A 14,475-nucleotide genomic window follows, 5' to 3' on the forward strand; every position below is an offset into this window, starting at 1 on the left:
CATCTCGCACCCGCAGCGAACTTCCGCTTCCCGCCCATTTTCCCGAAAACTGACTGGACTTTTGTTTGCCAGGAAGCGGTACTGAGGGTGCGATGAGCCGCCCGGGATCCCCGGGCTCCACTCAGTACAGGGCGCAGGGTTGGCCTGCGTTCTAAGAGTGGAGGAAACAATGACAGCTTCATCTGATACCGAAATCCATAAATCGCCTGCCAAATCCGCGCGGAACAAATTGACGCGTCAGCAACAGCTCCAGAAGCTGCTGTCCCGCAAGGCCGGTGCCACGATTGCGCAGATGCAGAACACCTTTGGCTGGCAACCACATTCAGCACGCACAGCGATTTCGATGATGCGCAAGGCGGGACATACTGTTGAGCGATCAGCATCTGACAAAGGTGCGGTCTACCGGATCGTGAAGCCTGTGTGATCGCCATGGATGTTACGCGCGCGGATCGTGACCTTACAAAGGTATTTTTTTGATATTGAACACTTGGATCGCCGTAGGTGCCTTGATCGATGGCAGGAAGTATTTGGTCGGCTCCCGCCTAAATACCTGTCTCCGCAATTCATGAAACGGGTATTGATCTGGGAACTACAAAAACGGGAGTTGGCTGGCTTGTCTTTGAAGACAGAGCGTCGACTGCAGCAAATCGCGCTGGGTAAAACTCCGTCACCTGCTCTGAAACCGGGATCACATCTGTTGCGGGAGTGGAACGGACGCACTTATCAGGTTGAGGTGGTTGATCGAGGGTTCGTCATGGACGGCAAAACATGGCGCTCCTTATCAGCCATCGCAAAACACATCACCGGGGCACACTGGTCCGGCCCGCGCTTCTTCGGGGTTCAATGATGTGACGTATCCGCTGCGCCATCTACACTCGGAAAAGCTCGGAGGAGGGGCTGGAGCAGGACTTCAATTCGCTGGATGCTCAGCGGGAAGCCTGCGAGGCATACATTGCCAGTCAGAAGCATGAGGGCTGGGAGTTACTGCCGGAGCAATTCGACGACGGTGGTATCTCGGGCGGCCATCTTGACCGCCCGGCGCTGCAGCGACTGATGCAGGCTGTTGATGACAAGCGTGTGGATCAGATTGTTGTCTACAAGATCGACCGGCTGACGCGCTCACTGGCTGATTTTGCAAAGCTGGTCGAACGTCTCGACGCGGCCGACGCATCGTTTGTGTCCGTTACCCAGTCCTTTAATACGTTGACCAGCATGGGCCGCCTGACCCTCAATGTGTTGCTCAGCTTCGCTCAGTTCGAACGGGAAGTCACCGCTGAGCGTATCCGGGATAAAATTGCAGCCTCGAAACGCAAAGGCCTGTGGATGGGCGGGAACGTTCCGCTCGGGTATCAAGCGGATGGCAGGACGCTGAAAATCGACGGCGCAGAAGCTGAGATCATCAGGACGCTCTACGATCTCTATGTGGAGCATCAGAGCATTCTTGATGTGAAAGAGCAGGCGGAAGCGCTGGGGCTGCGTTCGCGCCGAAGGGAACGCCCGGGTGGGCGGGTGACGGGCGGCACGTTCTTCGATCGTGGACACATCCATCACCTTCTCAGCAACCCGATCTATGCGGGCCGCATTCGACACAAGGGTCAGGTCTATGCGGGACAGCACCCTGCCATCATCGACCCAACAGTGTGGGATCGGGTGCAACAGTTGCTGACAGATCGCGCAGCAAGCGAGCGCGGTGTTAAACAGAAAGCTAAGCGATCTGCGCTCGTCGGAAAGCTCTTTGATGAGACCGGAGATCGGCTGACGCCCAGTCATAGCCGAAAAAATGGAAAGCGTCTGCGTTACTATATCTCCGGACGTCTGGTGACGGATCGAAGCCAGAAACATCCGGATGCGTGGCGTCTGCCTGCAGAACAGATTGAAAACCTTTTGGCCCAAATGGTCAGACAACATCTGAGCCGACCAAGCGCGGTGACATCTTTGGCTCGGGATATGTCTGCACCCGCTATTGCCTCAGCAACGGAGCGTCTCAGAGAGTGCCAGTCTGTAGCGAAGTGCCTGAGTTTGATCGCGCGGGCAGATATCCGACTGGGGGCACTGACGGTGCAATTGAACATTCAGGCACTTGCTCGAATGATCGAGCACCGGGCGGATCAGGTTGATGCCGAAGAACTTACGATCGAAGCGCCATTCCGGATGCGTCGCAGGGGGGTGGAGCTGAAGCTGCATCTCGGAGATGCACCGCCTGAGTTCGATCAAACGTTAGTGCGTAACATCATCAAAGCGCGACACTGGTTGGCGATGATAATAGATGGCAGAACGTTCTCAGAAATCGCGGAAGAAGAGGGCACGTCAAAACGCCGAGTGCAGGACGTTATCGATCTCGCCATGCTGGCGCCCGATGTTCTGGATGCCATCGCTGCTGGCGAACAACCTGATGGCCTGACCACGGATTACCTGATCAAGTCGGGCTTTCCGGCGATCTGGTTAGAACAGCACAAGCAGTTCGCTGCGCTCTGATTTACAGACTCTCCCAAAGTCACCAAACTCGTACCGCTGGAAGCGCGAAATGAGACTGCGGTCGGAAAGTGACCGTTGTTGCGCTCACGCCGGGGTCTCAGTTGAAATAGGCAGGACTTAAGCCGCTGAAAACGCGACATAATCGGCGCACAACTTCACGGTTTGCGAATTCAAGGAAAGCCATGGCTGGGGTGGTAGGATTCGAACCTACGATACACGGTACCAAAAACCGCTGCCTTACCACTTGGCTACACCCCAACGGTGAGCGGCTGTCTACGATTGTTGCTGGCGGGGTTCAAGAGGTTTTTGGGCAAAAAAACCGGCTCTGCGAAAAAATGTAACCGTCGTATGCATCATCGCGTTTCCAGCAAAACGGCTCCGCTGCGGCGGCCGGCTTGGACAAGGTCATGGGCCCGTACGCAGTCGCTTAGAGGCAGCACGTGCTGAATGGGGCATTTCAAAGCATCATCCGTAAGTGCTGTGTGCAACCGCTTGATCGCCGCGGTGCGGAGTTCGGGAGGGAGCAGGTAGATCAGAACGACCTCCAGTGTGACCGCTTTGAACATCAATGGGTAGAAAGGCAGTGTTGGGGTCATATCTTTGGCAGAGCCGAAGGCATTGATGCGACCGTTTTCAGAAATGACGGCTATGTTGGTTTCAACGTTCTGGCCGAACTCGACATCGACAATGCGATCTATCTGCTGGCCGTTATTTGCATCAAGGATGTGTTCAGCCAGATCGGCGTTGGCATAGTCGATCACGGTGTCGGCGCCTGCTGATCGCACCCTGTCAAAATCGTGGGGGTTTGCTGTGCTGATGACCTTGGCACCGCCCCATTTTGCCAGTTGAACGGCCAGGTAACCCACGGTTCCTGCACCACCGTGTATCAGCACGGTTTGGCCTGAGATTTCTCCGCCCGAGAACACTGCATGGCTGGCGGTCAGCCCGGGTATAGCCAACACAGCGCCGGTTTGAAGCGAGACAGGTTCAGGCAATGGAACTGCCTGGTCTGCGGGGAGGGTGATTTGTGTGGCAGCGGTGCCAAAGGGCCGCTGCCATTGGCCGTTCCAGATCCAGACACGTTGCCCAACGCGCGAGGCGGGAACACCGTTTCCAACCGCTGAAATGACGCCCGCCCCGTCGCTATGCGGCACGATCTTTGGGAAGGGCGGTTTGGTCACGCCCGGTCTGGAGCCCGCCCGGGCTTTGACGTCCGACGGGTTCACCCCGGAATAGGCCAGATCGACTGTGACTTCTCCGGGCTGCGGTGCCTCTAGCGGCAGGTCCTCAAGCTTCAGCACATCTGCGGCTGGTCCGAAGGCGGAGTATGTAATGGCTTTCACGGTGATTCCTCTGACTTTGGGGCAGCTTAGCCGCGCCAGATCAGAGTTCCAGAGGATTCCCCTTAAATGGGTTTCTGCCCAAGCCAATTTGGAGAAAGCTCGGTTATTCCCTGATCTCTGCCGGATCGACGCCCCAAAGGTTCGACTTCAGTGTCCAGCCGCGATAGCCGCCTGCCGAAATCCGGCACCAATCCAGTGAACAACTGCCAAGGCGCGCAACCACACCGGTTTCGAAATGGGCGTTGATGGGGGCGTTGGGGTCGGGTCGGGCGTATACGGGCAACATCTCGGATTCGATCAGCACCGTGCGCACGCCAGACAGCAGCGCATAGTGAACCCAGCCGCCCGCACCGTCGCGGTCCTGAACCTTGCGCCAGTTTCCATATTCCGCCGTGATTTGCAGGGGCATCCCACGCCGTTTGAAGACCCAATCAATCCGATGGGTCAGCGACGGACCCCGGCGTACATTGCCTTCGGCTGCTTTCATCGAGACATAACGGGGCAGGGGCAGATTCGTAACCTGTCCGCGATTGTCCTCTGCGGCGGCCACAATGGGACCGAGCGCTACGAGGAACGCGGCTAGGATCGCCAAACAACGGCGTTTCACCGGTAGAGGACCACTCACTGACTGCCTGCTCTTGTGCCTGTTGATCTGCTTTCGAAAAAAGGTCGACTCAATGCCTTTGGGGTTCTTGTGCCCCGTCTTATCCTGAGCCACGATGCCACGGAGCGCGCGCGAATGCAAAGCAGTGGGAGGGCCGAGGTGCCAAGAGAACGTCTGAGTGTTGTTGTAACGCGACGGTTGCCCGAAGCGGTCGAGACCCGGCTGAGTGAGCTGTTCGATGTCCGCTTGCGCGATGATGATACGCCCATGACCCGGGATGATCTTGTGGCAGCCGTGAAAGAAGCGGATGTGCTGGTGCCCACCGTAACCGACACGATCGATGGCGGTGTATTGGGGCAGGCGGGGGATCAACTGCGTCTGATTGCGAATTATGGTGCCGGTGTCGATAACATTGATGTGGCGACTGCCCGTCAGCGCGGCATCCTGGTGTCGAATACGCCAGGTGTTCTGACCGACGATACCGCTGACATGACTATGGCGCTGATTCTAGCGGTCACGCGGCGCATTCCCGAGGGTCTGGGCGTAATGCAAAAGGGAGATTGGGCAGGCTGGGCCCCGACGGCCCTGCTAGGTGGTCGGATCGGCGGTCGGCGCCTTGGCATTCTGGGCATGGGCCGGATCGGGCAGGCGGTTGCGCGCCGCGCCGGTGCCTTTGGGATGCAGGTGCATTATCACAATCGCCGCCGCCTACGGCCCGAGACCGAACAGGCGCTGGAGGCGACCTATTGGGAAAGCCTGGACCAGATGGTGGCACGGATGGATGTGATCTCGGTCAATTGTCCGTCGACCCCATCTACTTTTCATCTGATGAATGCGCGGCGTTTGAAGCTGATGAAACCTTCTGCCGTGATCGTGAATACCTCTCGGGGTGAGGTGGTGGATGAAAATGCCTTGACCCGTATGATCCGTTCTGGAGATATCGCCGGGGCTGGGCTGGATGTCTATGAACATGGCACGGATGTGAATCCGCGTCTGCGGCAATTGCCGAATGTTGTCCTGCTGCCGCACATGGGCTCGGCCACGCTGGAAGGGCGGATCGAGATGGGCGAGAAGGTGATCATCAACATCAAGACGTTCGAAGATGGGCACCGCCCACCGGATCAGGTTGTGCCCGCGATGCTATGAGGTTTTGGAGGTTGGCCAGTGACCGAGATCCATAAAGCCGGTTGCCGCTGTGGCGCGGTGCGGGTCACTGCCAAGGGCCCTCCGCTCCGGGTTGGCTTATGTCACTGCCTTGATTGCCGAAAGCATCATGGTGCCTTGTTCTACGCCGCTGCCATTTTTCACCATGATTGTGTGCAGATCAGTGGAGAAACTCGTAGCTACGAAGGGCGCTTTTTTTGCCCGGTCTGTGGGTCGCCGGTGTTTGCCAGAACAGATGACGAGGTAGAGGTGCACCTGGGCAGCTTTGATGAGGTCAATCAGTTCAAACCAAGCTATGAATGCTGGGCGATCCGGCGTGAAAGCTGGTTGCCAGAATTTGAGGGCTTGCAGCGATACGACACGGATCGCGTGGATGTTGGTTCGGATTGACAAGACCTGATACGGCGGGACTCTGCCATTGGCTTGCGCAATCTCAACCTTTGGTTGCGGCTTTCCGGTCGTCTGTACAGTGTTGAAAGCAATAGTAGAATTGGAGGATTAGATGCGTTTCAGTCGAATTTCAGGTTTGATCGTTTCAACGGTTGCGTTAACCGCGCCCGCATTCGCGCAGGAAACGGCAGATGCAGTCGCACCAGAAGGGGCGTCCGAAGGGCAGGTTCAGGCCTTGACCGAGGAGGTCATCGCTGCCGTCGAGGCGAAACTGGCAGGTGTTCCGGTACAATCGGAAAACTGGATGGTTGCTGCTGCCAATCCGCTGGCGGTCGAGGCCGGGGCCAAGATCTTGCGCGCCGGAGGATCAGCAGCCGATGCCATGGTCGCAGTGCAAGTTGTGCTGGGACTGGTCGAGCCGCAGTCATCGGGTCTGGGCGGCGGGGCCTTCTTGGTTTGGTACGATGCAGCCTCGGGTCAAATGACCACTTTGGACGGGCGCGAAACGGCGCCGCTGGCGGCTACGCCAACACTGTTTCAGGACGAAAACGGCGAGCCGCTCAAGTTCTTTGATGCGGTTGTCGGCGGGCTGTCTGTTGGCACACCCGGAACGCCCGCGTTGCTGGAAGAGGCGCATCGCCGCTGGGGGCGGTCACCCTGGCCCGGGCTGTTTACCGATGGCATCCGATTGGCGGATGAAGGGTTTCTGGTCTCGCCGCGCCTTGCCGCGTTGGCTGCCAATGACGCTGAACGATTGTCACGTTTCCCTTCTACGACAGAGTACTTCTTGCCGGGTGGTGAACCGTTGCAGCAAGGCCATCGGCTGATGAACCCCGACTATGCTGAAACGCTGCGGGTGCTGGCCGCAGATGGGGCAGCAGGGTTCTATGGTGGTGATATTGCGGCAGGAATTGTAAACACCGTTCGGACTGCCCCGGGGAATCCGGGTGTTCTGTCAGGCACGGATCTGGCGCTCTATCAGGTGATCGAGCGTGAACCCGTTTGCGCCACATATCGCTCTTACGAGGTGTGCGGCATGGGGCCGCCGTCATCCGGAGCACTGACCGTTGGGCAAATCCTGGGCATGCTGGACAGTTATGATCTGGCGGCGATGGGGCCGGAAAGCGTCGAAGCCTGGCGGCTGATCGGTGAAGCCTCACGCCTCGCCTTTGCAGATCGGGGGCGGTACATGGCCGACAGCGATTTTGTCCCGATGCCAACCGAAGGTCTGGTTGATCCAGCCTATCTGGCAGAACGTGCCGATCTGCTGAATGCCGAAAGCGCGTTGATCGATGTTGCCCCCGGCAACCCCGCCTTCGATCATGCAGCAAACTGGGCGGACGATGTTTCGCTGGAGCTGCCTTCGACCTCGCATATCTCGATTGTGGACAGCTTTGGCAATGTTTTGTCGATGACCACGACCATCGAAAACGGCTTTGGCTCGCGCTTGATGACCAACGGTTTCCTGCTCAATAACGAACTGACGGATTTCTCGTTCAGAACTCATACCAGCGGAGTTCCTATCGCCAACCGGTTGGAGCCCGGCAAGCGTCCACGCTCGTCCATGAGCCCTACAATCGTGATGCAGGACGGTGCCCCGGTTTTGGCCATCGGATCACCCGGCGGCAGCCGGATTATCGGCTATGTGGCCAAATCGATCATTGCCTGGGCTGATTGGGGAATGGACGTACAACAGGCGGTGTCCCTACCGCATCTGGTCAACCGGTTCGGCACTTATGATGTGGAATTGGGCACTGTAGCCGAGGGATATGTGGACGCCCTGACCACATTGGGATTCGAAGTGAACCCGCGTGACCTGACCTCGGGTCTGCATGCCATTGAAATTCGCGACGGGTTAAGCGGCGGTGCGGACCCTCGGCGCGAAGGCATCGCGCTGGGCGAATAGGTCTTGGGACTTGTTCCACGTTGCCGGGCCTTTTAGTCATGATCTGAAAGACCCGGCACCCTGTCGGGCAGGGGAGGTTCAAGATGGTGCAGGCAACCGCGCTGCCCCGCAATGACGCGGGCATTCAAATGGCGATTGGAATTCTGAAGCAGCGGTTTGGCGACCGGCTGCAAACCAGCGCCGCGATCCGCGAACAGCATGGCCATACGACAACGTGGATCGCCAACCAAAGCCCAGATGCGGTCGTCTTTCCAACTTCAACCGCAGAAGTATCCGAAATCGTCACAATTTGCGCGACGCATAAAGTGCCCGTGATCCCCTTCGGCACCGGCACCTCGCTGGAAGGTCACGTCAATGCGCCTGCGGGTGGAGTTTGCGTCGACCTAATGCAGATGAACAAGGTGATCGCCGTTAATGCCGGGGATCTGGATTGCGTTGTTCAGCCGGGCGTAACCCGTGAGGACCTGAATACCCATCTGCGTGATCAGGGCTTGTTTTTCCCAATAGATCCGGGGGCCAATGCCTCGCTTGGAGGTATGGCCGCAACGCGCGCTTCGGGCACAAATGCGGTGCGCTATGGCACGATGCGGGACAATGTGCTGAGCCTTGAGGCGGTTATGCCTGACGGGCAGGTGATCCGAACCGGCAATCGCGCCAAAAAATCATCCGCAGGCTATGATCTGGCTCGATTGCTGATCGGGGCGGAAGGGACGTTGGGCGTTATCACCGAACTCACCCTGCGCCTGCACGGCATCCCCGAGGCGATCAGCTCGGCCCGCTGTTCCTTTCCAAGCGTTGATGCTGCGTGTCAGGCCGTAATGATGACCATCCAGTACGGCATCCCGGTTGCGCGTATTGAATTGCTGGACGAGATGTCCGTGCGCGCAGCCAACGCCTATTCCGGCCTGACCCTGCCTGAAACACCCCTGTTGTTGCTCGAATTCCATGGCTCAGAAAACGGGGCTGCCGAACAGGCGGCGACCTTCGGTGACATCGCAGGCGAATTTGGTGGCGTGGACTTTGCGGCAACGTCCACCACCGAAGAACGCAACAAGCTATGGCAAGCGCGACATGATATGTACTGGGCCTGCTTGCAGTTGCGCCCTGGCGCACAAGGCATATCAACGGATGTTTGCGTTCCGATCTCTCGGCTGGCCGAGGCGGTTGGCGCAGCACAGGACAAGGCGGCAGAACTTGGTCTGATCGCCCCGATTGTTGGTCATGTTGGTGATGGGAACTTCCACACCCTTCCTTTGATCGACATGGACAATCAGGCCGAAGTTGCCAATGCTGATCAATTTGTCAGTTGGCTGAACGATCTGGCGATTTCGATGGACGGCACCTGCACCGGCGAACACGGGATCGGGCAGGGCAAACGCCCCTATCTGGTCAAGGAGCTTGGGGCGGCAACGCAGTACATGTCGGCGATCAAGGCTGCGCTGGACCCAGACGACATCATGAACCCTGGAAAGATTGTTCCGGGCCAGTAAGTGGATTGACGCCTGGTTAGTGGCCCAGCCCTAGGGACGGATCGCCGTTTTTCGACCTCGAACTGATCTGCGGGTCGTTTTTTTCTTATCACCGGTCGGATGAATGTCGCGCTGCCCCTCTGAACTGCGCCATATGGTGTCAACTGAATTCAAGGGGAGACGCCCGGTTATGAAAACCCAAGTCAAAGCACTGGTTGTTGGCGGCGGCGCCGTTGGGACCTCGATTGCCTACCATCTGGCCAAGGCGGGCTGGGACGATGTGATGTTGATCGAACGGGATGAGCTGACGTCCGGATCCACCTGGCACGCGGCTGGCCTACTGCCGTTGTTCAACATGTCCTATGCGACGACCCACATCCACAAATACTCGGTCGATTTCTACAAGACGCTTGAGGAAGAGACCGGCCTGAACGCTGGCTTCGCCGTGGTTGGCAACCTCCGCATGGCGCAGACGCAGGAGCGTATGGATGAATACATGCTCTATGCGTCCACCGCCGAGACCTGTGATGTTGCTTACGAGTGGCTGACCCCGGACCAGATTAAGGAACGCTGGCCGCTGATCGAAACTTCGGACCTGAAAGGTGCGATCTATCACACCGAGGACGGTTACATTAACCCCGCCGATGTGACTCAGGCCATGGCCAAAGGGGCCCGTCAACGTGGCGTGGACATCGTGCGCAAGATGCAGGCCGACGCCTTTCACTGGAATGGCACCCATTGGGAAGTCACCTGCACCAAAATGGTGGAGAAGGGTGGTAACCTCATCCCGTCCGATGAGCAGGTGGTGATCACCGCCGAGCACGTGGTGACCGCATCGGGCAACCACGCGCAACGCACCGCCAAAATGCTGGGCATCAAGATGCCCGCGATCCCGGTCGAGCACACGTTCATCGTCATGGACAAGGACCCCGAACTGGTCAAATGGCGCGAAGCGGGCAACCCCGAGCATCCCGTTGTCCGCGATGCCGACAACGAATCTTACGCACGCGAGGAACGCGGTGGTTGGATTCTGGGCATCTATGAACATGGCGCGCCCGCGCAGTTTGAACATGGCGTGCCAGACAGCTTCCGTGCAGATCTGTTCCCGCTGGATCTGGACCGGATCGCTGATCAGTACATGGCCATGGCCGAACGCGTGCCGTCCTGCGCCGAGTCCGGTCTGAAAGACGATTTCAACGGCCCGATCTGCTACACACCTGATGGCAACCCGCTGGTCGGTCCGGCGCCGGGCCTGCGCAACATGTGGCTCGCCGAGGGTTTCTCGTTCGGCATCACCGCAGCAGGCGGCACCGGTTACTATCTGGCGCAGATGATGGTCGACGGCGAAGCCGAGATCGACATGGCTTCTCTGGACCCCAAGCGTTACAGCAGCAACTGGATGACCACCGAGTTCGCGGCGCGCAAAAACGAAGAGTGCTATGAGCACGTCTATATCTTGCACCACCCGGATGAAGAGCGTGAAGCCTGCCGCCCTCTACGGACTGTTCCGGCTTATGACCGTCAGAAAGCCCGTGGCGCTCAGTTCGGCTGGGTCAACGGTTGGGAACGTCCGAACTATTTTGGCCCCGTCGATGCACCGGTCAACTTCGACAAAGAAAGCCGCAGCTTCCGCCGTGGCGGCTGGTGGCAATATGCAGTCGAAGAAGCCAAAGCGATCCGCGAAGGCGTTGGCCTGATCGATGCGTCGGCCTTCACCAAGCATGTCGTCAAAGGCCCCGGTGCCACCCAGTTCCTGGATTGGTTCACCTGCAACAAGCTGCCCAAGGTCGGTCGGATCAACCTGACCTACGCGCTGACGTCGCACGGCACCACACGTACCGAATACACCATCGTCCGCAATGGCGAGAACAATTACTACATCGTCTCCGCCGGTGCATGGACCGAATACGACGCCGACTATCTGCGCAAGGCCGCCGAGGACAAGATGGAGGAGTTCGGCTACATCGAAATCCAGGACGTGACCACCCAGTGGGGCGTCTTCGCCATCGCCGGACCCAAGTCGCGTGATGTTCTGAAAGAAGTCATCAAAGACGCCGATCCGGAAACCGCACTGTCCAACAAGCGCTTCCCGTGGCTGTCGGCCCGTCAGATCGAACTGGGCATGTGCCCGGTCAACGCGATCCGCGTGGCTTATACCGGTGAGCTGGGTTGGGAACTGCACCACCCGATCGAAATGCAAAACTACCTGTTCGATCTGCTGGAAAAGGCGGGTGAGAAGCACGGTATGAAGCTGGTTGGCGCCCGCGCCCAAAACTGGCTGCGGCAGGAGAAATCCTATCGCGCCTTCGGCACCGAACTGGGCCGCGACGCGACCCCGCTGGAAGCTGATCTGCCGCGCTTTGTTGACCTGTCGAAAGACTTCCACGGCAAAGCCAAGCTGGAAGAGACCGGCGTACGCGTGAAATGCTGCACCCTGCTGATCGACGGACCAGACGACGCCGATCCGTGGGGCCGCGAGGCGCTCTATACGCCGGAAGGTGAGCGTGTGGGTCGACTGACCTCGGGCGGTTACTCGGTGGCGTTCGAGAAATCCATCGGTATGGGTTATGTGACGCCTGAACTGGCGGTCGAAGGCACCAAGCTGCAGGTCAAGATGCAGGACAAGCTGTGGGATGCGGTCGTGACCTGCGACAGTCCTTATGATCCAAAGAACGAAACCATCCGCAAGGACGGCTGAACGGCCCAAGAAGAGTGGGGCGCCTTCAGCGCCCCATACCTTCGCCGGAGGCAAGACTGCGTATGCGGGCTTTCAGGGCGATCTACTAGATCATTCAGCCTGCTTTTGAGCGACAAAGGCCAGGTTATTGGCGGGCATTTCTGTTACTTCGATCAGGTTCAGATCATTAGCTGCGAGCAAGCGTTTTATATCTGCGTCGCTTTTATACCCAACCTCGGGGTCCTGCTGAACAAGCGCTTCATGAAACCGCTTGTCTCCATCGCTTGTCAGCATGCCATCCCGCATAAAGGGGCCGTAGAGAATAAACCTGCCGTTTGATGAGAGCGTCTTGGCTGTCTCAGAGACAAGCGTCACGGTTTCTTCCCAACTGATCAGATGCAGCAGGTTGATCAAAACGATCAGGTCTTTTGGCCTAAATTGCCGATGCCATCCGGAGGTGGTCGCGTCCAAATGTTGGGCGGGCTGAATGTTCGGTTGATCACTGGCATAGGCATCTATGCTCTGCCGCCGATCCGCGTCGATCTCTGTCGGGTGCCAGGACAGCTGAGGTAGCTTCTGCGCAAACGCGCAGACATGCTGACCCGTGCCGCTGGCGATCTCCATGGCCCGGCCTTGTGGCGGTGCCCAACGCGAAACCAGCTCACATAGGACGGCAGCGTTGCGGCTGGCAGCGGGGGCAACCAGCTTGCCATCGGTTGATGGCGCGGCGACGCTGGCATTTGGGGGTGGTGTACGTTTGCTCATTTTCGCAGCCGATCCGGTGTTAGCATATCGATTATCGCCTGCTCAAACGCGGGTCTGTTTCCGACAATAAGGTCGGCCACAAACTCAGACGCGCCCGGCGCGCTTTGGAACCCATATCCGCCTTGCCCGGCGCACCAGATAAAAGACCTGTCCTGCGGATCAGGACCCAGCACCAATGTTCCATCTGGTGAAAAACTACGCAGCCCTGCCCAGTTTGTTTCAACCCGCGTCACGGGTTCGCTGACCATCTCTTCATAGCGGGCCAACCCCTCGGCCAGCACCATATCGTCGGCATAGGCATCATGCGGGGCAACGAGGTCGGCATCCGCCGGAGACACAAGCAACTTCCCCGCATCCGGTTTGGCATACCAGGTTTCACCAGCACCAATCATCATTGGCCAATCTGAAACATCATGCCCGCCCGGCGCCGGTAGGCGCGCCATTGACCGGCGGCGGGGTTGTAGGCCGATTGGCGCTATCCCGGCCAGTTGTGCGACCTCGTCCGCCCAGGCACCGGCCGCGTTGATCACGTGTCGTGCTTCAAAAACATCCCGCGCTTCGACCCGCCAGTTGTTGGCTTTGGTGATCGCAGTCACCGGGGATTTGGTGTGAACGACCCCGCCATTCCTGCGAATGACCCGTGCAAAATCCTGCAGGAGGCGGTCGGTGTCGATGTCAAAGGCGTCGTGGCTGATCCCAGCGTAGCCCAGCCGCCTGGGATGCAGGATCGGGATCAAGCTGCGCGCATGGTCAACTGATATCTCTCGCATATCCAGGCTGTTGAGGTCTGCCTTGAACATATCGTCTTGATCTGTGCGTGCGACCAGCATCAAACCGCGTTTTTGCAGATAGCCGCCATCCTGAAGAAACTGACTGCCTGCCTGGTTTAACGCGACCACTGATAGGGGGCCGTAATTTTCCTCGAACAAAGCTGCAGATCGACCTGAGGCGTGATAGCCCAACCCATCTTCGGCTTCGAGCACGGTAACCGACCCATGCGCAGACAGTCTTGCACCAGCGCTCAGCCCGGCGATCCCGCCGCCGATGACAAGGAAATCAATCATGCTCTGCTTTCTGACAAAAGCGGGATCATTGCGGGCTTTGGGGAATTCATGGGCGCTCCTTAAGTTCCAACGCGTCTCGTTGTCAGTTCCGTGGACTATAAGCAGCCTTGAATTTGTGCTTCAACCCGGTCAAAGAAGTATCAAAATGAAAAGGAGGGCACAGTGACTGCAGCGGATCTTCATCCAATGGCCACAGGACATATCCCCCGGTATGTCGTCGCAGCTGACGGGAGCGACTATCTGTTCTCTGCCATGGTCGTGTTCTTTGTGATCATCGTGGTGCTGATTGGCGTGGGGTATCTGACTCTGCATTCGGTTCCGGAAAAAATGGCGCATGAAAACAACCACCCTCAGTTCCAGTTGGTTGGTATTCTGGCGCTGCTTGCCTTGTTCACACATAATGGATTGTTCTGGATTGCGGCCATTTTGGTTGCAGGGTTCCAGTTCCCGGATTTTGCAACGCCGATGAAGAATATCGCAGATGCCATCCGATCTTTGGGGCGGTCACAAGTGCCGGACGCTGTGCCCGAAGCTGTGCAAGCCGAAGCACCCGTTGCAGAAACAAGCGCAACGCGGGAGCAGTAGGCACTAATCGAAACAATGCTCTGCGCCCTGATC

At 58.1% G+C, this 14,475-nt stretch carries 13 protein-coding genes and 1 tRNA gene; 9 read left to right on the forward strand and 5 right to left on the reverse strand.

Annotated features, from left to right (window positions below):
- Positions 1-169: 169 nt before the first annotated feature.
- The 3 genes from ACR0JE_RS15985 to ACR0JE_RS15995 are packed head-to-tail and all read left to right on the forward strand — an operon-like array spanning position 170 to position 2,475.
- Positions 170-424, forward strand: a complete 255-nt coding sequence (locus tag ACR0JE_RS15985; protein ID WP_480864863.1) for a DUF3489 domain-containing protein — start codon at positions 170-172, stop codon at positions 422-424.
- Between the two features lie 9 nt (positions 425-433).
- Positions 434-847: a DUF2924 domain-containing protein gene (locus ACR0JE_RS15990; RefSeq protein WP_480864864.1), complete on the forward strand. Its 414-nt coding sequence runs from the start codon at positions 434-436 to the stop codon at positions 845-847.
- Positions 848-867: 20 nt separating this feature from the next.
- Positions 868-2,475, forward strand: a complete 1,608-nt coding sequence (locus ACR0JE_RS15995; RefSeq protein ID WP_480864878.1) for a recombinase family protein — start codon at positions 868-870, stop codon at positions 2,473-2,475.
- A 183-nt stretch (positions 2,476-2,658) separates the two neighbouring features.
- Here ACR0JE_RS15995 and ACR0JE_RS16000 read toward each other — a convergent pair.
- The 3 genes from ACR0JE_RS16000 to ACR0JE_RS16010 form a co-directional block, all read right to left on the reverse strand.
- Positions 2,659-2,733, reverse strand: a tRNA-Gln gene (locus ACR0JE_RS16000).
- A 95-nt stretch (positions 2,734-2,828) separates the two neighbouring features.
- Positions 2,829-3,818 (reverse strand): NADPH:quinone reductase, encoded by a 990-nt coding sequence (locus ACR0JE_RS16005; protein ID WP_480864865.1) that lies wholly within the window; start codon positions 3,816-3,818, stop codon positions 2,829-2,831.
- A 103-nt stretch (positions 3,819-3,921) separates the two neighbouring features.
- A complete protein-coding gene (locus ACR0JE_RS16010) occupies positions 3,922-4,443 on the reverse strand; it encodes an SH3 domain-containing protein (protein ID WP_480864866.1) in 522 nt (173 codons plus the stop codon).
- A 138-nt stretch (positions 4,444-4,581) separates the two neighbouring features.
- Between ACR0JE_RS16010 and ACR0JE_RS16015 the strand changes: the two genes are divergently transcribed.
- From ACR0JE_RS16015 to ACR0JE_RS16035, 5 genes are all read left to right on the forward strand, one after another.
- A complete protein-coding gene (locus ACR0JE_RS16015) occupies positions 4,582-5,568 on the forward strand; it encodes a 2-hydroxyacid dehydrogenase (protein ID WP_480864867.1) in 987 nt (328 codons plus the stop codon).
- A gap of 27 nt (positions 5,569-5,595) precedes the next feature.
- The gene (locus tag ACR0JE_RS16020) at positions 5,596-5,976 is read left to right on the forward strand and encodes a GFA family protein (protein WP_480864879.1); all 381 of its coding nucleotides are present in this window, start codon (positions 5,596-5,598) and stop codon (positions 5,974-5,976) included.
- Positions 5,977-6,088: 112 nt separating this feature from the next.
- Positions 6,089-7,882: a gamma-glutamyltransferase gene (gene ggt, locus ACR0JE_RS16025; RefSeq protein WP_480864868.1), complete on the forward strand. Its 1,794-nt coding sequence runs from the start codon at positions 6,089-6,091 to the stop codon at positions 7,880-7,882.
- An 83-nt stretch (positions 7,883-7,965) separates the two neighbouring features.
- Entirely contained in the window at positions 7,966-9,372 is a 1,407-nt protein-coding gene (locus ACR0JE_RS16030; protein ID WP_480864869.1) for an FAD-binding oxidoreductase, read from the forward strand.
- 169 nt (positions 9,373-9,541) lie between these two features.
- Complete coding sequence (locus ACR0JE_RS16035; protein ID WP_480864870.1) at positions 9,542-12,049, forward strand: GcvT family protein; 2,508 nt, start codon at positions 9,542-9,544, stop codon at positions 12,047-12,049.
- 90 nt (positions 12,050-12,139) lie between these two features.
- Here the strand turns inward: ACR0JE_RS16035 and ACR0JE_RS16040 are convergent, their stop codons facing one another.
- Positions 12,140-12,793 carry a DUF938 domain-containing protein gene (locus ACR0JE_RS16040; RefSeq protein WP_480544790.1) on the reverse strand — a complete coding sequence of 218 codons (654 nt, stop codon included), beginning with the start codon at positions 12,791-12,793 and terminating at the stop codon, positions 12,140-12,142.
- The gene (locus ACR0JE_RS16045; RefSeq protein ID WP_480864871.1) at positions 12,790-13,857 is read right to left on the reverse strand and encodes an NAD(P)/FAD-dependent oxidoreductase; all 1,068 of its coding nucleotides are present in this window, start codon (positions 13,855-13,857) and stop codon (positions 12,790-12,792) included. Before ACR0JE_RS16045 ends, ACR0JE_RS16040 begins: the two co-directional genes overlap by 4 nt.
- A gap of 162 nt (positions 13,858-14,019) precedes the next feature.
- Here ACR0JE_RS16045 and ACR0JE_RS16050 point away from each other — a divergent pair, with 162 nt between their 5' ends.
- Positions 14,020-14,442 (forward strand): hypothetical protein, encoded by a 423-nt coding sequence (locus ACR0JE_RS16050; protein ID WP_480864872.1) that lies wholly within the window; start codon positions 14,020-14,022, stop codon positions 14,440-14,442.
- The last annotated feature ends 33 nt before the right edge of the window (positions 14,443-14,475 follow it).

It is taken from the genome of Ruegeria sp. H3, from assembly GCF_056533095.1.